Raw genomic sequence first — 19,869 nt, 5'->3', positions numbered from 1 at the left:
GTTACCCCACAACAGGTAGCTCTGCTTTCTTATTGGCTTTTTTCGGTCAATTTAAGAATAAACATATTTGATTAATAGTATTCAAAGACCGAAGGGATTAATTATTTTCACAGAAAAAAAGTGTACGAAAGTCAAAGTCTAACTTTACGTACACTTAATCACTATTCTACTGATAAAATAAATGGATATAATGTTTGTTTTCCTTCAACTACTTCCACTTCTGCATCAGGGTAATTTTCCTCGATAAAGCTTGCAAGTTCGTTCGCTTCATCTTCTGAGGCATCTTCTCCGTAAATAATCGTTATGATCTCCGAATCTTCATCGACTAATTCAGTAACGACTTTTTTTGACGCTTCCTGCATGTTAGGAGTCGATAAAACGATTTTCCCTTCAGCCAGCGCCATATAGTCATCTTTACGAATTTCAACCCCATCAATCGAAGTATCACGAACTGCATATGTTACCTGACCTGTTTTCACATGGGCAAAAGCATTTGTCATGCCCGTTTTATTGCTCTCAACAGACGCTTCTGGATTGAATGCTAAAATAGCAGCCATACCTTGTGGAATTGTTTTCGTTGGCACAACTGCAGCTTCAATATCTAAAAGTTCAACTGCTTGTTCAGCTGCCATTATAATATTTTTATTGTTTGGCAAGATTAACACTCGTTCTGCACCAATTTCTTTTACAGCTTTCACGATATCCTCTGTAGAAGGGTTCATTGTTTGACCACCCTCAATAACATAAGAAGCGCCAATGCTGCGTAATAAATCGGCGATACCTTCGCCCATGGCAATTGTTACAACTGCATATGGATGTTTCTCTTGTTTCTTAGGAGCATTTTGTGCTGCATTTGCTGGTTCGTTCACAATTGCAGAATGCTGTTCACGCATATTATCTACTTTTATTTTAATTAAACTGCCGTATTTTTGACCTGCAGATAGTACAGCACCTGGAGTTTCAGAATGGATATGTACCTTTGCAATTTCATCATCAGAAACAACAAGTAAAGAATCACCCATAACACTTAATTCTTCACGGAATTTTGCTTCATCAAATGGTTCTTTCTCTTTTTCAAAACGAACCATTATTTCTGTACAATATCCAAAAACAATATCTTCTGTACTCATAAAGTCTTGTGCTCGATGATGTTCAGCATTAATTAAATCATTTAATGATGCATCATTTTTCTTTGGTAGCGCTTCCCCTTTTAGCGATGCAAGGAAACCTTCATAAACAAAAAGCAACCCTTGGCCACCGCTATCCACAACCCCAACTTCTTTTAACACTGGGAGCAAATCTGGGGTTCTATTTAATGAATTTCTTCCCTCTTCGACTAATGCTTCCATCACTTTTATAATATCTGTTTCTGTTTCTGCTACTTCTACAGCTTTCGCAGCTGCCTCACGAGCAACTGTTAAAATTGTTCCTTCTACTGGTTTCATTACTGCTTTATATGCAGTATCTACACCTGCTTGGAATGCGTTTGCAAAACCTTTTGCATCAATCTCATCGGCTTTTTCAATTGATTTACCGAAGCCGCGGAAAAGCTGAGATAAAATAACTCCTGAATTACCGCGAGCACCCATTAATAAACCTTTTGCTAAGCTTTGTGCTGTTTTCCCAATATGCTGCTGGGCATTTACTTCAGTTTCCTGTGCACCCGATGTCATTGACAAGTTCATATTAGTCCCTGTATCTCCATCCGGAACCGGAAAAACATTTAATGAATCAACATAACTTGCATTTTGGGACAACGCATGTGCACCCATTTGTACCATTTCGGCAAATTTGATTCCGTCTAATGACTTCATCCGTATAAAATCCTCCTCTTACACATTCATAACACGAACGCCTTGAACAAATATGTTTACTGATTTAACGCTCATACCTAGTGTTTTATTTACTGTATATTTTACTTTTGATTGTACCTGATAAGCTACTTCAGAAATTTTTGTGCCATAGCTAACAATAATATACATGTCAATATGAAGGTCTTTTCCTTCTTGACGGATAATAACGCCTTTAGCGAAATTTTCTTTGCGTAAAATATCTGTTAAACCATCACGAATTTGATGTTTTGATGCCATACCAACAATACCATAGCATTCGATTGCTGCTCCACCAGCAATTTGTGCAATTACATCATTCGAAATATCAATTTGGCCGAAATCATTACTAATTTCTATTGACATATTTATGCCCCCTTGGCTCTTTTTGACTACTCTATATTGTACTACACAAAAATTTATTATAAAAGAGAACGTTGACATTCGTCCACTTATTATAAAATTAGTAATAGTTAAAATGAAATATATTTTTATGATTTTATTATTTTTTATACCTTCAGTGACACGTCATTCAAAGAAAATAGAATAACATTTTTAATTTTATTTGTCACTTGCACGTTGTATGTCTATAGGAAAACTGGCAAACAAGTAACAATATCTCCTCTGAGGTTAGTAAATACGTCGCTGCTAATGAAAAATAATAATTAATAGTATTATTCTTTCCATTTTAAATATATTTTTTTCTAAGTGTAAAGGTTTTTTTCTTGAAAGGTTGTATGAAATAGGTTGCATAGAAACACGAGCTATGTTAAATTATTAAAGTATGTGAAATAACGAACTGAAAAAACATCTTTCAGATTCATCTGCAAGGAGGGAATATACATGCCTAAACAATGTGTAGTAACTGGTCGTAAAGCTCGTTCAGGCAACAATCGTTCACACGCTATGAACGCTAGCAAACGTACTTGGGGTGCTAACTTACAAAAAGTTCGTATCTTAGTGAACGGTAAACCAAAACGTGTATGGGTATCTGCTCGTGCCCTAAAATCAGGTAAAGTTGAACGCGTTTAATCGTGTTAACACTTTAAAAAATCGATTTTTACTTTAGGTAAAAATCGGTTTTTTTATTTTTGTAACTATTGATGCCATTCAAATGTATATAACTTCTTTTCGCTATTTATATAAATTGCTATAAGATAATCATTTCCGTTATTTTTTGATTTATAAAAATAATAATCACCCATTTGCGCTTTAACTTGAATCTGTTCAAGTTTTTTGTTAATTTTTCATCTCTATATAATAAAATCGTTGTTTGTATAAAATTCTTAATCTGACTATTAACTTTACTTACGCTTTCTTCTGTAATAAGTTTCATACCACTGTTAATTAAGTTAAGTTCAGTACCATAACTAAAAACATTGATCCATTCACCATCACCATTAAAGCTCGCTTCTGATCCCCAAAGCTCTTCACTATCTTTTGGTATCGGGATATGGATACCCCATTCTTCTGCATATAATTTTATTAACACTGTTTGTCTATTCCCATTTAAAAATAACGGTATTACTATTATTAGCAGAACCAATATTCCCCATCTTTTCATTACTTCACCTCTTCATGTCTAGTGACGCTTAAAACATTTCTTAGTTGCAATAAAGTCGAAAAGCATCATTCTATATAAAAAAGAGCTGTCCCTTTATATTTTAAGGGACAGCTCCTTCTTTGTAAGCTATTCGAGACCAATGTTGCATCCAATTTAATTTATAGGCTTTTTCGATGAACGAATAAAAATTAAAATTATTCCCTACTCTTCTTCTTCTTACCGCCTGTAAAAAAATTGATGCAACTGCGTGTAAGACTACTAACAAATTTCGGTAATTGAAATGTATAAACTCTCAAACACTGGACCTCCTTTTTAGTCACTGCTTCTTATCACTAAACATATGCCTGATGAAAAGGAGATATACCCAAGCTCTGAAATCAATTCATTACTAGTAAATCGTGAGGTACCTAATTCAATTGTTTCGTTTGTTGTTTCGTATTTTACACCGCGTAAATTAACATTCTCTACAGTAGTTTCATAAGCAAAGAATGATATATATCGTAACTTTTCATCTCGTAATATAGTATGTTTGCCAGGGAATAGTATGCAAATTTCATTATGAGAGTTTACAATTTTAATTTTTATTTTCGGATATTGTAATTGAAATCGATACATTGAGCGAATTGCAGCCTCAAAATGATCTAGTCTGCCCCCGGTTACACCTGTTAAATATATTTCGGATGGCTCATAGGAAAGTGCCTTTTGCAATGCCAAGTCGGTATCTGTGTCATCCTTCTCAGCTTTCACTTTTTCTATTTTGGGTACTACATTGACAACTCTTTCCCACTCATATTCCGAAAGTGAATCAAAATCGCCAACGATTTCAGATGGTATAATTCCCTCATCTAGCAAGTAGATCGACCCTCTATCAGCACCGATATATAAAACATTTTGTTTGGACTTAAATTTATCAAATGAGCAAAGCTCTTGTTTCGGTCCACCTGAACATATAACTACAATAGTCATTTTTGTAATGCAGCCTCACCAGCAGCTTTAATTTCTTGCAAGCTTTGTGCTCGATTTTCTTTATTGTATATGGCAGAACCTGCAACGAAAATCGTTGCCCCTGCGTTTGCACATGGAACAATCGTTTCAGCAGTGATGCCACCATCAACTTCAATTTCAACAGATAATTGTCGTTCGTTAATTACTTTAGAGAGTGCTTCAATTTTCGGTACAACAGAGGAAATAAATTTCTGACCACCAAAGCCTGGGTTTACTGTCATAAATAATACAAGATCTACGTCCTCAAGTATATGTTGAATAGACTCAATTGGTGTGTGCGGATTTAATACAACACCTGGCTTAACACCAAATGAACGAATTAACTGGATTGTACGGTGCAAGTGTCTGCATGCTTCGACATGGACAGTGATATAATCTGCTCCTGCTTTAGCAAATTGTTCGATATAGGCATCTGGATTTTCAATCATTAAATGAACATCAAGCGGTAATTGTGTAATTGGTCGCAGTGCCTCTACAACGATTGGACCCATTGTAATATTCGGAACGAAATGACCATCCATTACATCAATATGGATCAGTTCTGCTCCTGCTTCTTCTACTTCTTTTACTTCTTGTCCTAATTTTGCAAAGTTTGCTGCTAGAATAGATGGTGCAATTTTAATCATCATTAGTACCTCGGCTTTCGATCAAGTATTTCTTGTAAAAACTGCTGATAGTGTTCATAACGATAAGGCTGGACCTCTCCTGTCTCAAGTGCATCCTTAACTGCACATTTTGGCTCTTTAATATGTAAGCAGCCTCTAAACTTACATCCTTCACTAAGTCGTTCGAATTCTGGAAAGCAAGAAGTTAATTCTTCTTTCTCGATTGTATCGAAATCAAAAGAGCTAAAACCTGGTGTGTCTGCCAAAAGACCGCTACAAACTTCTATTAGCTCTACATGACGTGTTGTATGTTTTCCTCGACCAAGACTTTGTGATATATCGCTTGTTTGCAGCTGCAACTCTGGCAGCAATGTATTTAGTAAAGTAGATTTACCAACCCCTGATTGACCAGCTAATACAGATGTTTTTCCCTCTAAAATAGGTTGTAATCGTTCAAGCAATGTTTCGTCATTTTTATATGTTTCAATTATTTCATATCCAATTGCTTTATATTGATCAATATAGACTTGCAACTTTACTCTTTCCTCATCTGTTAAAAGGTCCATTTTTGTTAAACAAATTATTGGATCAACTTGAAATGATTCTAGTACGACTAGAAAACGATCAAGTAATATTGTATTAAATTCTGGTTCTTTCACAGAAAAAACTAATAATGCTTGGTCAATATTAGCAATTGGCGGTCGTACAAGCTCATTTTTTCTCGGATGAAGCTTCATAATGACTCCATCCGAATCACCTTCTTTTGTATAATCAACAATATCGCCTACAAGCGGGGATTCCCCTCTATTTCGAAAAACACCACGCCCTCGACATTGTATTAGCTCACCATCTTGATAAACATAGTAATAACCACTTAACGCTTTTCGGATTTGGCCTTGCGCCATTCATTATCCTCCTTAATTTACTTTTTCATAAGGTATTGTTTCTTCTGCTATAACAGTTGAATCTCTTTCAATTCGATAAGCGGCAGTAGCCCCTTCTTCAATCTCAAGCTGAATTTTGTAATTGTAATTTTCGGTAATTGTAAATTCTTCATAAGGCTCTACCATTGTATTTTTTTTATCTTGAATGAAAATTCTAACTTGCTGCTCATTACCTAATTGTATTGGTTCATATGGAATAACAACTTCTTTAATATACATTTTCACAAGTTTTTCGGCTGGACCTTTTGAAATGACTACATCAATTGTTCCGCCTTCTTCTAGACTTTCATTAGCCTTTGGATCCTGGGAAATGACATTTCCTGCTGGAACTGTGTCCGAATATTCTTCGCTTTTCTTGTTAATTTTAAAGCCTGAGCTTTTTTCATATTCCCGTAACGCAGCATCATTATAATCTGTTAAGTCAGAAACTTTTATATAATTTTTCCCTTTACTTACTTTTAGTGTAACCGACGTTTCTTCTGGTACAATTTCTTCTCCTGCAGCTGGTTGCTGTTCAATGATTGTTCCTTCTGGTTCATTAGAAGAATACACATCTTCAACATCAATGTCTTTAAATTGTCCATTTTCTAAAATAGTAATAACTTGATTTGCTTGCTGGCCAACATAATTTTTCATTTCAATCTTTTCAGTGCCTAGACTAACAATTAAAGTTATTTCAGTACCTTCCACTCGTGTTAAACCTGCCTTAGGATTTGTACCGATAACCAATCCTTCTTCAACTTCTTCTGAATGCTCTTCCCGCTGATCTTCGTCTACAGTAAATCCAGCACCTTCTAATGTTTCAATCGCATCTTCGACTTCCATATTAGTTACTTCCGGTATTTCTACTTTCTTAGGACTTAATAAATTGACCAGTAAAATTAATGTTAAAATAATTATGGCAATTACAGCACCAACAATAGCCCAAATCTTGCGTTGATTTTTTTTCTTCTTTTTTGGTACCTGAATCTGTGAGTTATTTTTTTCTAAATCAGGACGTTTTGATTCTGACGGTTTTTGCGACAAAACTTTTGTATTCACAATATCATTTATAGGCAATGATTCTTTAATTATGGGAATTGCCTTTGTTTCATCATCATCAACTGGAGGCTTAAATTTTTTTTCATTCACTCGATTTGATGATAGAACTGTTTGCAAATCATCTTCCATTTCTTCTACTGAAGAATAACGATGAATTGGGTTTTTCGCTGTTGCTTTTAGTACAACATTTTCAAGACTTTGAGGAATTGATGCATCAAATTCTCTCACTGACGGCGTTTCAGTTTGTAAATGTTTTAGCGCAATCGATACTGCGGACTCACCTGAAAATGGAAGTTCTCCAGTAAGCAGCTCATACAATACAATTCCAAGTGCATAAATATCAGACTTTTTTGTTGCATTGCCACCGCGAGCCTGTTCAGGTGATAAATAATGGACAGTACCTATAACAGAATTTGTTTTCGTATAGCTTGTTGCACTTAATGAAGTAGCAATTCCAAAATCAGTAATTTTCACATTCCCGTCTTCATCTACAAGTATATTTTGCGGTTTAATGTCTCGGTGAATAATTTGATTTTCGTGTGCATGTGCAATAGCTGATGTCAGTTGCTTCATAATTTGGACACTTCGAGCAGGTGACAAAGGCGAAAACTCATTTATGTATTGCTTCAACGTTTTGCCTTTTATATATTCCATTACAATGTAGTGCATGTCCCCATCTTCACCAACATCATAAATACTAACGATATTTGGATGTGCAAGGCTTGTTGCTGATAAAGCTTCTCTTTGAAAGCGACGGTGAAACTCTTCTTCATTTGAAATATCATAACGTAATATTTTAATGGCTACGTCTCGATTAAGAATCATATCATGTGCCAAATAAACATTTGACATTCCACCGCCACCAATAAGTTCTATAATTTTATAACGATCGTTTATTCTTTTTCCTATAAGCATTGCTACACCTCCTCATCGTTCATAGATAATAGAATGACAGAAATGTTATCTTCTCCACCTGAATCATTTGCTAATTTAACTAACTTTTTACCCTTTTCCTCTATTGACATTGGGAGAGTTAAAATGGCAGCCATTTCATCTGTGGAAATTTTATTGCTCAGCCCATCAGAACATATTAAAACGTATGACGCCTGTTCCAACTGAAGCTCATAAAAATCAGGATCAACTGTTGATTCTGTACCGAGTGATTTTATAATAAAGTTTTTCTGAGGGTGATTTGCAGCTTCCTCTTCACTAATTTCTCCATATTCAACTAAAATATTGACGTAAGAATGGTCTCTTGTAACTAGAGTGACATGTTCGGGAGTAAAATAATATACTCTACTATCCCCAATATGCCCTATTAAACATTGATTCCCTTCGATTAGAACTGCAATTAGTGTTGTGCCCATTCCTTGGCATCCTTCATGTGTTAATGAATGATTATATATTTTTTCATTTACTTTTTTAATAACTTCAAACATCCATTGCTTTTTTGCTTCAGGTGAATTTAGCTGTGAAGCATCCGTATTAAAAAAATACGTTTTCAATTCTTCTATTGCCATTTCACTAGCAACATCTCCAGCATTATGACCACCCATGCCATCAGCTAAAATAGCAAGTTTAAAGTGATCGGGATGCTCTAAAAAAGCAACCCGATCTTCATTAACCATTCTCTTACGCCCTATATCACTTTCGACTGTGTACTTCAAAGTACTCACCTCGTCTCTTGTGCTCTCTCTTTCGCTCTTAATTGTCCACATGCAGCATCAATATCAGAGCCATGTTCACGACGAATGGTTACATTTATACCATTCTTTTTTAACGTTTTTTCAAAGGCAAAAATTTGATTTCGTGGTGTTCTTACATAATTTCGTTCTGGAACATAGTTTACAGGAATTAAATTAACATGACATTTAATACCTTTTATAAGTTTTGATAATTCTTCAGCATGTTCAACTGAATCATTTTCACCGCCGAATAAGCCATACTCAAAACTTACACGACGCCCTGTTTTATTTGTATAATAGCGAATTGCTTCCATTAAATCTTCAAGTTTATAGGCACGAGCAATTGGCATAAGTTTTTGACGGAGTTCTTGATTTGGTGCATGTAATGAAAGTGCAAAATTGATTTGCAATTGTTCATCTGCAAATTGATAAATTTTAGGAATAATCCCTGAAGTTGAAACAGTAATGTGACGTGCCCCTATATTTAATCCCTTATCCTCGTTAATAACTTTCAGGAAGTTCATCATCGCATTATAGTTATCAAATGGTTCACCAATACCCATGATTACAACATGTGATACACGTTCTCCCACTTCATCCAATGCTTGTTGCACTTTTACTACTTGCTCTACAATTTCTCCTGCTAACAGATGGCGCTTTAAACCACCAAGTGTTGAGGCACAAAATGTACAACCAATTCGACATCCAACTTGAGTTGTAACACAAACTGAATTTCCATAATCGTGTCGCATTAATACCGTTTCGATTGAATAACCATCCTGAAGCTGGAATAAAAATTTAATTGTTCCATCTTTCGATTCTTGCTTAATAATTGTGGAAAGTGTTGTTAAAGCAAAGTTTTCACTTAGCTTTTCTCGAAGTGATTTCGAAAGATTTGACATTTCATCAAATGTTTTTACTCGTTTCTCATATAACCACTCATAAATTTGACCAGCTCTAAATGCCTTTTCTCCATTTTCCTTTAACCATTCTTGTAATTCGTCAAGTCGCAAAGAGTAAATTGATTCTTTTAGCTGCGGTTTTTCTTTTTTCTCACGACGAGGCTTTTGTTCAGCCTCTTCCACTAAATCTTGAATACGTTCGTTAAATTTATTTTCATCCATTTGTTATTAGGATTCTCCTTTTTCTGCCATTTCTAAGTCAGTCTTTTTACGAAAAGACGCTACAAAAAAACCATCGCTCCCAAAGTCTTGTGGGAATACTTGTAGCATGCCACTTTGCCCGCGTTCTAACAGCAACTCAGGTAAATTTTCTATTTGTACTGGTTCCATTTCTGGGTGTGACGCTAAAAATTTCTTTACCGTCATTTCATTTTCATCAACATTTACTGTACATGTACTATAAACAAGACGGCCTCCCTGTTTTAATACTTCCACAGCATTATCAAGTAATTTTAATTGAATTTCATGAAGACTTTCAAAATCTTCTTCACGTTTTGTATATTTTATATCTGGCTTACGACGCATAACACCTAGACCAGAACATGGAGCATCTACTAAAACACCATCAAATGATTCTTTCTGTAAGAAGTCAGCTGCTTTTCTACCATCTATTGGTGCTGTTTCAATAATATTTAATCCAAGTCGGCTGCTTGTTTCTTCGATTAAATCCAATTTATGAGGATGTAGATCCGTTGCTAAAATCGAGCCTTCATTTTTCATTTTTTCAGCAATATGCGTTGTTTTACCACCAGGTGCTGCACACATATCCAATACGCGCCAGCCTTCTTGCGGATTTAGAACATTGGCAGGCATCATCGAGCTTTCATCCTGTATCGTAATATATCCTTCTTTAAACGCTTTTGTTCTAGATGCTTGTCCGTTTACAAAATGAAGACATTCAGGTATGACTTTACTTTGCTTTGCTGTAATCCCCTCTTCTTCCAACAATCTTATTACATCTTTCACAGTTGCTTTTGTTGTATTCACACGTACTGTTTGAATAGGTGGAACATTGTTCTCCAGCAGCATTTCAGTTGTTTTTTCAATTCCATACGATTCCATAAATCGTTCGACCAACCATTCTGGGTGGCTAGTTTCAATTGCTAAACGTTTAATTGGCTCTTTTATTTCATCTGTAGAACGAATACCTTGTCTTAAAATCGACCGTAAAATACCATTAACCGTTGAGGCGATCCCTTTATGTCCTCTTCGTTTCGCTATTTCAACAGCTTCATTTACTGCAGCATGATCCGGCACGCGGGATAAATAAACAATCTGATATAAGGAAAGACGAAGAAGCCATCTTACCCAAAGATCAATATTCCCTCGGATAAAAGGTTCTAGATAATAATCTAAAGTGTATTTATGCTGCAATGTTCCATAAGTGATTTCTGTAAGAAGTGCACGATCTTTAGCATCAATATTGTATTTATTAATTGTTTGATTTAGCAATAAATTACTGTATGCTTGGTTTTTATCTACTGCTAAAAGAATTGTTAACGCGGCATCACGAACATTGCCATCCCAAATTTGTACTTTCTTTTTTGTCATTCAAATTTGTCCCCTATCGCGAGTTTCGAACCTGTTCCACGCAAGTATTCTTCCGCCGTCATACGTTTCTTTCCAGCCGGCTGAAGTTCTAGTATAGCTATGGATTTTCCATCACCAGCTGCAACTTCAAAACTATCTTTATTAATTTTTATCACTTCACCTGGTTCAGCATTTGTTGAAGTTAGTCCCATTTTAGCTGCCCAAACTTTTACGTTATCACCTTGGAACGTCGTATAAGCAGTTGGCCATGGAGATAACCCGCGGACTTGGTTAAATACTGTTCTTGCATCCTTTGACCAATCAATTCGTTCTTGCTCTCTTGAGATATTATGTGCAAATGTTGCTTTTGTCTCATCTTGTTTTAGTCTTTCATTTTTACCTTTGACTATAAGAGGCAATGTATCTTTTAATAAGTCTCTGCCTAAAATACTTAATTTATCAAACATACTGCCTGTATCATCTGTTTCTTCAATGGCTATCTCACGTTGGGAAATAATATCTCCTGCATCCAACTTTTCTGCCATATACATAATCGTGACACCTGTTTTTTCTTCTCCATCAAGAATAGCCTGGTGAATTGGTGCACCTCCACGATATTTAGGCAGCAACGATGCATGAACATTAATGCAACCCAAACGTGGAGCATCCAATAATTTTTTGGGCAAAATTTGACCAAATGCTGCAGTAATAATAATATCTGGATTTAATGACAATATTTCATCCAACTCTGATGAATCATGCAGTTTTTCTGGCTGAATGACATGCAAACCTAAACGTATTGCTTCATCTTTTACTGGCGGCGGAGTTAAAACTCGTTTACGACCTACAGGACGGTCGGGCTGTGTAACAACTGCTAACACTTCATAGCCTTCTTCATGAACCATACGCAAAATCGGTACGGAAAAAGCCGGTGTCCCCATAAATACAACTGAAGTCATTTTTTACTCCTCCTCACCATACATCTCAGCAAGTTCCTCTTCTGTCACAATTCTTATAATTTTAGAATCAAATAACACACCATCTAAATGATCAATCTCATGAAGAATGGCACGAGCATCAAAGCCACCTGCTTCTAATTCATAAACACGACCTTCTCTATCACACGCTTCAATTTTCACATATGTAGGCCGCTCTACCTCACCAAACAAATTAGGGAAGCTTAAGCAACCTTCTATATCAACTTCTGCTCCGTCAATCTCCAGAACAGTAGGGTTAATCATTTCTAAAATATCACGCTCTTCACCGATTTCAACAATTGCTACACGCAATGGAACATTAATTTGTGGAGCAGCAATTCCAACACCATCATATTCAACCATCGTGTCATATAAATCATCAAGAAGTGTAATGATTTTCTCATCGATAACTGTTACTTCGCTACATTTTTCTGTAAGCACCGCTGCAGGATGCTTTACAACTTCTTTTATTGCCATTATTTAACCTCTTTCTACACTTCTACTCTACGATTTTCGCTACAGACGGACGCGTATCAAGGGCGGGCATTTCGCCTCCTCGTAAGCTGCGCTCCTGCGGGGTCTCAATGCCCCTGTTGCCTCGCTTTCGTCGCAAATAAATTGACTCACGCTCTTCCCGAAGGAAGCTTTGTACCTGACGCTTCGCTTTCGGTACAGAAAATGTACCTGACGCTTCGCTTTCGGTACAGAAAACATTGCTCTGTTGCGAAAGGCGCAGCCGACAGCTACACTTGCCGTCTTTCGCTACAATCGAAAATAATATTTGCCTAGTATATTGATAAAATTAATTTATCATATCAAATCATAGTCGGATCTAAGTCGACTGAAAGTATAATACCTTTTTTTATCCAATCTGAACGATACAACTTTATAAGCTGCATAAGTGTTGGAATCAAATCCGGTTCTATTTTGTATTTTATCAAACATTGGTATCGATATCTATTTTGGAGGCGGCTAATTCCAGATGCTGTAGGACCAATAATCGATACGTTAAACGATAACTTTGAGCGCAACCATTCGACTGTCTTTCCAGCGTACTCTGCTGCCATCATTACATCCTCATGCGACACTTGAATTAGTGCTAAATAATAATAAGGTGGATAGCCTGCTTGATGGCGCATAAGCATTTCACGTTCATAAAATGGGCCATATTCCTGGGATTTGGATAATTCAATCGCATAATGCTCAGGAGTATACGTTTGAATTACAACTTCTCCCGCCTTTTCATGTCGACCAGCACGTCCGCTAACCTGTGTTAGTAGCTGAAATGTTTTTTCTGCAGATCGAAAATCAGGTAAATGCAGCGACGTATCGGCACTTAGTACACCAACCAACGTAATGTTTGGATAATCGAGGCCCTTTGCAATCATTTGTGTTCCAAGTAATATATCTGCTTGTCCATCACCAAATGCTTGTAGTATTTGCTCATGAGCTCCTTTTACTTTCGTTGTATCAACGTCCATCCTTAAAACTCTTGCTTCGGGAAACAGTTTACTCAATTCCTCTTCTACTTTTTGTGTTCCTGTACCAAAAAAACGAATATGATCACTTTCACATTGTGGACAACTTTTCGGTACAGATATTTCATAGCCGCAGTAATGGCATTTACATTTTTCACTTGAACGGTGATATGTTAATGAAATATCGCAATTCTCACACTGTAATACAGTTCCACAATCCCTGCAAAGTACAAAGGAAGAATAGCCACGTCGATTTAAAAACAGGACGATTTGTTCCTTCTTTTGTAAACGTACTTCAATTGACTCCATCAAACTTCGTGAAAACATAGAACGGTTGCCTTTTTGCAACTCTTCCCGCATATCAACTACCTGTACAGTAGGCAATGATTGCTTTAACGCACGTTCTCTCAATGTAAGAAGTGTGTATACATTTTTCTTTGCCCGTGCAAAAGATTCCAGTGAAGGTGTAGCACTGCCTAAAATAACAGGACAATGATGAAATTTACTGCGCCAAATCGCCACATCTCTTGCATGATATCTCGGTGAATCCTCTTGCTTATATGTAGATTCATGCTCTTCATCTAAAATAATAATTCCAACATTCTCAAATGGTGCGAATACTGCAGAACGTGCACCCACGACTACCTTCACTTTGCCTTCGTGAACTTTTCGCCATTCATCGTATTTTTCACCAACAGAGAGTCCACTGTGCATCACTGCAACGAGCTCACCAAAACGTGAGCGGAAGCGTTCTGTCATTTGAGGTGTAAGAGAAATTTCAGGTACTAATACAATGGCTTCTTTGCCATCATTTAAACATTGTGAAATAGCCTGTAAATACACTTCAGTTTTGCCGCTTCCAGTTATCCCGTGTAAAAGAAAGGTTTCTGACTGCTTCTGTTTCATAGATAAAACGATTTTTTCCAATGCAGTAGATTGCTCATCTGTTAAATCTAAGAAATCCTTTTTTTCTACCTTTTTTGTAAACGGATCACGATATACTTCTTCATGAATAAATGTTGCAGCCCCTAAGCTAATTACAGCTTGCAATACTTGGGAAGATGTATTCGCCTCTTCATAGATTGTATTTGGCTCTATTGTTTCTCCAACATGTGATTGCATCCATTCGACAAGCTGCTTCTGTTTTTTTGCGCGGTTGGAAATGTGATTTTGAATTTCTAAAAGCTTATTTAAATCGTTGCAAATTTGAACTTTTCGAACTTCTTTGACATTCCCTTTTTGTTTTACTACATTTTCAATAACAACTAATTTTTCATTAAGTGCATGTTTTAGTTCGTGAAGTAAATTGTTTTTTTCAAATTCTTTATAGTTCACTTTTGAAGAGTTTCCGAATATTTCTTTTAAGGATTGTGGCAATAACTCAATATCTGCTTGAAGCGTTACCATTTTTTCGTATTTTGCCCGCAATGCAGAAGGCAACATTACTTGAAGTGCATCTATCTCATAGCATATAGTTTCATGCTTTAACCACTTTGCGAGTTCAAGCATTTCATTCGTTAAAACAGGTTCGATATCTAGAAGCTGAGATACTGGTTTAATTTTTTCCAAAGGAATATCAGTTGATTCCTTTAACAAAACTACAAAACCAAGCACATTTCTTGGACCAAACGGAACCTTTACCCTACTGCCGCACTCAATTAAAGTTGTCATATCATCTGGAACTAAGTAATCAAAAGGCCGATCAACTGGATATGCAGCAACATCTACAATTACCTCGGCAACTAATGTCATAATTTTTCCGCTTCTCCCTTAAAAAACTCAACTACAAGCTGTGTAATTTTTTCCGGCTCCTCTAATCGTCCTTTGCCTACATAGCCACATGCCAAATATCCTTCAGACGGCTCTATAAATGAACAGCCATCTTCAGCTAATCTAGCGATATTGCGTTTAACAGCTGGATGATCATACATATGTACATTCATTGCAGGGGCTAGCCAAACAGGGCATGTTGCAGCGAGTAAAGTAGTTGTTACCATATCATCAGCAATACCATTTGCCAGCTTGCCTATGACGTTTGCAGTGGCAGGGGCAACGATTATTAAATCTGCCCAATCTGCTAAATCAATGTGAGCAATTACACTTGAATCTTTTTCGTCAAAAGTATCGTAATATACATCGTTTTTTGACATAACTTGAAAGCTTAACGGTGTTACAAATTTTCTAGCGGATTCTGTCATTATCACTTTGACATTAAAATTAGCTTGAGATAATTTGCTGACTAGTGCAACTGCTTTATAGACGGCAATACCGCCGGAAACACAAAGTAATATATTTTTCTTCATGACTACCCATCCTTCCAAATGACAAGCTCCCAAAGAAAAATTCTCCGGGAGCTACTTAAGATCGTCATATCATAAAATTATTTCATGTCTATAAATTCATTCCAGCATGACGTTTGAAATTATACTTCGTCTTCGTAAATTGTAGACTCGTCTTGCTTTTCTTTATTTAATATACCTGCCGCAACTTCCTCTAACGCTTTGCCAACTGGCTTGTAAGATACATAGCCCTTTAATCTTTCATCACCTTGTTCTTGCATTTGGCGAGCACGTTTAGCTGCAAGACTTACCAATGAATATTTAGAATCAATTTTACTTTTTAATGCATCAATAGATGGGTATAACATAAAAGTTTATTCTCCTCTCAACATAGACAAATATTGTTTTTCAACACGTTCACGTCGACAATGTTCTGCAACAATAATAGCATTTATTTTATCACATGCATTTTGAATTTCGTCATTTTCTACAACGTAATCATATAAACTCATCATTTCGAGTTCTTCCCGCGCAGTTTCAATTCTCTTTTTAATAATATCCTCTGTTTCAGTACCTCGTCCAACTAAACGGTTTTGAAGTTCTGAAAGACTTGGCGGTGCCAGGAAAATAAATAGTGCTTCAGGTGCCTTTTCACGAATTTGTGCAGCTCCTTGTACCTCTATTTCTAAAAAAACATCCCGTCCTGCATCAAGTGTTTCATTTACATAGGCTAGCGGGGTACCATAGTAATTGCCAACAAATTCGGCATGTTCTAATAACCCACCTTCCTCAATCAAGACCTCAAACTCTTCACGCGTCTTAAAAAAATAATCGACTCCATCTACTTCCCCTTCTCGCGGAGAGCGGGTAGTCATCGAAATCGAGTATTCATAATTTGTGCCGGCCTTTGAAAATAGCTCCTTGCGTACTGTTCCTTTACCGACACCAGATGGGCCTGATAGAACAATTAATAAACCACGCTCTTTTCTCATTGTTCTCAACTACTCCCTTACTTTACTGCTATTAATATCAATTACGTCCCTGCGCAATTGCATCCTCTCACCACTAATTAGGCGGAGTCTTCTACTGAATCAAGAAAAACAATAATTTTTAATTTATTACTAATAGCATAAACGAATTATTCGATATTTTGTACCTGTTCTCGCATTTTTTCTAAAACTGTTTTACATTGAACAACTGCAACTGCCACTTTAGAGGATTGATTTTTTGAAGCAATCGTATTTACTTCTCGATGCATTTCCTGCATTAAAAAATCCAATTTACGACCTATTGAAGTAGATTCTTCCAATGTTTCTTCAAGCTGATTAAAGTGACTATCCAGACGATCCAGCTCTTCAGCAATATCCACGCGATCTGCAAATAATGCTACTTCAGCAATAAGGCGATCTTCAATAGCATCAACTTGTGCGATTTCTAATATTCTTTCAGTTAACTTATCGCGATATTTTTTAACTGCTTCTTGTGAAAATTCTCGAATAAATTCAATTTGCTCTTTCAATTCAGCTTTATATTGAAGCAAAGCATTTTTTAATTGCTGACCTTCTCTTTTCCGCATCACAACTAATTTTTCAGCAGCCTCTCTGACAGCATGTTCCACCGCTTCTTGAAGCTCTTCAGATGATATCTCTTGCTTTTCATACGTTAAAGCATTCTCTAATGAAAAAAGCTCCTCCATCGTCCATTTTTCTTCTAGTGGCAACACTTCACGAAGCTGTTCTTTCGCATTTTTATACGCCTCTATAATAGACCAATTGATTTGAAATGCAGATGCTTCATTTCCCATTAATTTTAAATTAACGACAACATCTAATTTTCCACGTTGTACATATTGCGAAAAAATTTTTTTGGCTAGCATTTCAGCTTCTAGCCATTCCTTGGGGAATTTCGTATAAATTTCTAGAAAACGATGGTTAACAGACCTAACTTCAACAGTAAGCTGAAAGTTATTCGTGGTTGTGACACCCCTACCAAAACCAGTCATACTACAAACCAAGGTTCGTCACACCTTTCTTTACATACTGTTCCAATTATAACACATGTTTAGTATTTTATTACGTATGAAGCAAAGAAAAAGTAAATGGAAGGCAACAGATAAGAACTATAGTATAATGTGAGAAAGATTTTTTATTTAGAAAAGAGGAATTAAAATGGCTTTTGATGGATTATTTACTTTTGCTATGGCAAATGAATTAAAAAAACTTATTACCGGACGTATTACAAAAATCCACCAGCCGAATGCACTCGAAATTGTTTTACATATACGTGCAAACGGTGAAAATTATAAATTATTATGTTCAATCCACCCATCATACGCACGTGTTCACTTAACTGAACAATCGATTGATAATCCTGCCGAGCCACCGATGTTTTGTATGCTGCTTAGAAAGCATTTAGAAGGAGGCTTTATACACGCAGTCCAAACAGATGCTTTCGAACGTATTATTACATTGGATGTGGAAAGTAAAAATGAGATTGGTGATCAAGTTTTCCGTAAATTAACGATTGAGATTATGGGTCGTCATAGTAATGTAATGCTAATAGATAGCGATTCAAATAAAATTATCGACAGCTTAAAACATTTACCACCAACTATAAACAGCTATCGAACTGTATTGCCTGGACAACAATACATAGCTCCACCAGCTCAAAATAAAGTTAATCCATCTACTGTTTCAGAGGATGAATTGCAACTGTTTTTCGCCGAAGAAAAGACAGCAAAAGATATTGTTTCTCATTTTAAAGGGTTTTCACCAACACACGCTGAAGAACTGTTGCATCGCTTAAAACAAGGAGAAATAGTTAACACATTCAAGACATTTTTAAACGAAATCATAACAGGCGCCTTTCCGACCTATTTAGAGGCTGACAAAAAAACATATTTCTCACCGACAAAAATAACTCATTTAAATGGCAAAGAAACAACATTTGATAATTTAAGTTCTTTGCTCGACCGCACATTCTTTGCACGCGCAGAACGTGACCGAGTTAAACAACAAGCTGGTGACTTGGAACGTTGGCTGCTAAACGAATTGAGTAAATTGAATTTGAAATTAAAAAAGCTTCAAAAAGATCTTGACCATGCATCGAAGTTAGATAAATTTCAGCTTTATGGTGAGTTGCTGATGGCGAATTTATATCAATTTGAAAAGGGTATGAAAGAAGTAACGGTCACAAACTACTACAGCGACAATGGCGAACAAATTACTATTCCGATAAGCGAAAGAAAAACTCCAGTCGAAAATGCCCAAAGCTATTATACGAAATATAATAAAGCTAAAAATGCACTCATTATGATAAATGAACAAATGACTAAAACAAAAAATGAAATCCAATATTTTGAAATGATTTTAGCACAAGTTGGGCAAGCTTCCCCGGCGGATATTGAAGAAATTCGCGAAGAACTTGCTGAACAAGGATATCTTCGAATGCGTGCAACAAAGCGCAAAAAGAAACCAACGAAGCCTTCACCTGAACAATTTATGTCATCATCAGGAATTGCTATTTCCGTCGGTAAAAATAATAAACAAAATGATTATTTAACATTTAAATTAGCAAAAAAGACTGACATTTGGCTTCATACAAAAGATATACCCGGTTCTCACGTAGTCATCCATTCAAACGATCCGGACGAAACAACTTTATTTGAAGCAGCTACATTAAGTGCTTACTATAGTAAAGCTAGAGAATCTTCTTCTGTACCTGTTGATTACACAGAAATTCGTCAAGTGAAAAAACCAAATGGGTCAAAACCTGGTTTTGTTATTTATTTCGAACAAAAAACCCTTTATGTAACACCAAATGAAGAGATTGTTTTAAAGTTAAAAAAAAATCACTAGTGTTGCATTAATTTAAATTCACTATTAAAAATACTCAAAATGTTCAATATTATTATTTTATGCAAAGAAAAAGTCCTTTATAATGGATTAGTCAGGTGGTAACCCGTCCAAAT

General features: G+C 36.1%; 18 protein-coding genes and 1 pseudogene. 2 read left to right on the top strand and 17 right to left on the bottom strand.

Annotation, left to right across the window (positions count from 1 at the left end; all coding sequences use genetic code 11):
• Positions 1 to 161: 161 nt before the first annotated feature.
• Positions 162 to 1,814: a DAK2 domain-containing protein gene (locus EKG35_RS17360; RefSeq protein ID WP_126295803.1), complete on the bottom strand. Its 1,653-nt coding sequence runs from the start codon at positions 1,812 to 1,814 to the stop codon at positions 162 to 164.
• A gap of 18 nt (positions 1,815 to 1,832) precedes the next feature.
• On the bottom strand, positions 1,833 to 2,195 hold the full coding sequence (locus tag EKG35_RS17355) for an Asp23/Gls24 family envelope stress response protein (RefSeq protein ID WP_126295802.1): 363 nt from the start codon (positions 2,193 to 2,195) through the stop codon (positions 1,833 to 1,835).
• Positions 2,196 to 2,672: 477 nt separating this feature from the next.
• Between EKG35_RS17355 and rpmB the strand changes: the two genes are divergently transcribed.
• Positions 2,673 to 2,861, top strand: a complete 189-nt coding sequence (gene rpmB / locus EKG35_RS17350; RefSeq protein WP_126295801.1) for a 50S ribosomal protein L28 — start codon at positions 2,673 to 2,675, stop codon at positions 2,859 to 2,861.
• A 118-nt stretch (positions 2,862 to 2,979) separates the two neighbouring features.
• Here rpmB and EKG35_RS17345 read toward each other — a convergent pair whose 3' ends face one another.
• The 15 genes and pseudogenes from EKG35_RS17345 to EKG35_RS17275 all read right to left on the bottom strand — a co-directional run bounded on the left by EKG35_RS17345 (position 2,980) and on the right by EKG35_RS17275 (position 17,901).
• Entirely contained in the window at positions 2,980 to 3,393 is a 414-nt protein-coding gene (locus EKG35_RS17345; RefSeq protein ID WP_126295800.1) for a hypothetical protein, read from the bottom strand.
• 312 nt (positions 3,394 to 3,705) lie between these two features.
• Positions 3,706 to 4,359 (bottom strand): thiamine diphosphokinase, encoded by a 654-nt coding sequence (locus EKG35_RS17340; protein WP_126295799.1) that lies wholly within the window; start codon positions 4,357 to 4,359, stop codon positions 3,706 to 3,708.
• Complete coding sequence (gene rpe / locus EKG35_RS17335) at positions 4,356 to 5,024, bottom strand: ribulose-phosphate 3-epimerase (protein ID WP_126295798.1); 669 nt, start codon at positions 5,022 to 5,024, stop codon at positions 4,356 to 4,358. Before rpe ends, EKG35_RS17340 begins: the two co-directional genes overlap by 4 nt.
• 2 nt (positions 5,025 to 5,026) lie before the next feature.
• Positions 5,027 to 5,908 (bottom strand): ribosome small subunit-dependent GTPase A, encoded by an 882-nt coding sequence (rsgA, locus tag EKG35_RS17330; RefSeq protein ID WP_126295797.1) that lies wholly within the window; start codon positions 5,906 to 5,908, stop codon positions 5,027 to 5,029.
• A gap of 12 nt (positions 5,909 to 5,920) precedes the next feature.
• Complete coding sequence (gene pknB / locus EKG35_RS17325) at positions 5,921 to 7,903, bottom strand: Stk1 family PASTA domain-containing Ser/Thr kinase (protein WP_126295796.1); 1,983 nt, start codon at positions 7,901 to 7,903, stop codon at positions 5,921 to 5,923.
• A 2-nt stretch (positions 7,904 to 7,905) separates the two neighbouring features.
• Complete coding sequence (locus tag EKG35_RS17320) at positions 7,906 to 8,655, bottom strand: Stp1/IreP family PP2C-type Ser/Thr phosphatase (protein ID WP_126295804.1); 750 nt, start codon at positions 8,653 to 8,655, stop codon at positions 7,906 to 7,908.
• 5 nt (positions 8,656 to 8,660) lie between these two features.
• On the bottom strand, positions 8,661 to 9,797 hold the full coding sequence (gene rlmN, locus EKG35_RS17315; RefSeq protein ID WP_126295795.1) for a dual-specificity RNA methyltransferase RlmN: 1,137 nt from the start codon (positions 9,795 to 9,797) through the stop codon (positions 8,661 to 8,663).
• Positions 9,798 to 9,803: 6 nt separating this feature from the next.
• Complete coding sequence (gene rsmB / locus EKG35_RS17310; protein ID WP_126295794.1) at positions 9,804 to 11,186, bottom strand: 16S rRNA (cytosine(967)-C(5))-methyltransferase RsmB; 1,383 nt, start codon at positions 11,184 to 11,186, stop codon at positions 9,804 to 9,806.
• Entirely contained in the window at positions 11,183 to 12,124 is a 942-nt protein-coding gene (fmt, locus tag EKG35_RS17305; protein WP_126295793.1) for a methionyl-tRNA formyltransferase, read from the bottom strand. The genes rsmB and fmt overlap by 4 nt, the downstream gene beginning before the upstream one ends.
• 3 nt (positions 12,125 to 12,127) lie before the next feature.
• Positions 12,128 to 12,619 (bottom strand): peptide deformylase, encoded by a 492-nt coding sequence (gene def, locus EKG35_RS17300; RefSeq protein WP_126295792.1) that lies wholly within the window; start codon positions 12,617 to 12,619, stop codon positions 12,128 to 12,130.
• A gap of 338 nt (positions 12,620 to 12,957) precedes the next feature.
• A complete protein-coding gene (gene priA, locus EKG35_RS17295; RefSeq protein WP_126295791.1) occupies positions 12,958 to 15,372 on the bottom strand; it encodes a primosomal protein N' in 2,415 nt (804 codons plus the stop codon).
• An 8-nt stretch (positions 15,373 to 15,380) separates the two neighbouring features.
• Positions 15,381 to 15,923 (bottom strand): annotated as a pseudogene (coaBC, locus tag EKG35_RS17290) (bifunctional phosphopantothenoylcysteine decarboxylase/phosphopantothenate--cysteine ligase CoaBC); the annotation flags it as partial.
• Positions 15,924 to 16,042: 119 nt separating this feature from the next.
• Positions 16,043 to 16,267, bottom strand: coding sequence for a DNA-directed RNA polymerase subunit omega (gene rpoZ, locus EKG35_RS17285; protein ID WP_126295789.1), 225 nt, complete (start codon positions 16,265 to 16,267; stop codon positions 16,043 to 16,045).
• A gap of 6 nt (positions 16,268 to 16,273) precedes the next feature.
• On the bottom strand, positions 16,274 to 16,891 hold the full coding sequence (gene gmk, locus EKG35_RS17280; RefSeq protein ID WP_126295788.1) for a guanylate kinase: 618 nt from the start codon (positions 16,889 to 16,891) through the stop codon (positions 16,274 to 16,276).
• A gap of 146 nt (positions 16,892 to 17,037) precedes the next feature.
• The gene (locus tag EKG35_RS17275; protein ID WP_246020460.1) at positions 17,038 to 17,901 is read right to left on the bottom strand and encodes a YicC/YloC family endoribonuclease; all 864 of its coding nucleotides are present in this window, start codon (positions 17,899 to 17,901) and stop codon (positions 17,038 to 17,040) included.
• A 166-nt stretch (positions 17,902 to 18,067) separates the two neighbouring features.
• Here EKG35_RS17275 and EKG35_RS17270 point away from each other — a divergent pair, with 166 nt between their 5' ends.
• On the top strand, positions 18,068 to 19,756 hold the full coding sequence (locus EKG35_RS17270) for an Rqc2 family fibronectin-binding protein (protein ID WP_126295786.1): 1,689 nt from the start codon (positions 18,068 to 18,070) through the stop codon (positions 19,754 to 19,756).
• Positions 19,757 to 19,869: the final 113 nt, after the last annotated feature.

The sequence above is a fragment of the Lysinibacillus telephonicus genome (genome assembly GCF_003966145.1).
Taxonomy (GTDB): Bacteria; Bacillota; Bacilli; order Bacillales_A; family Planococcaceae; genus Ureibacillus; species Ureibacillus telephonicus.
This window is presented reverse-complemented; position numbering and strand designations above follow the sequence as displayed.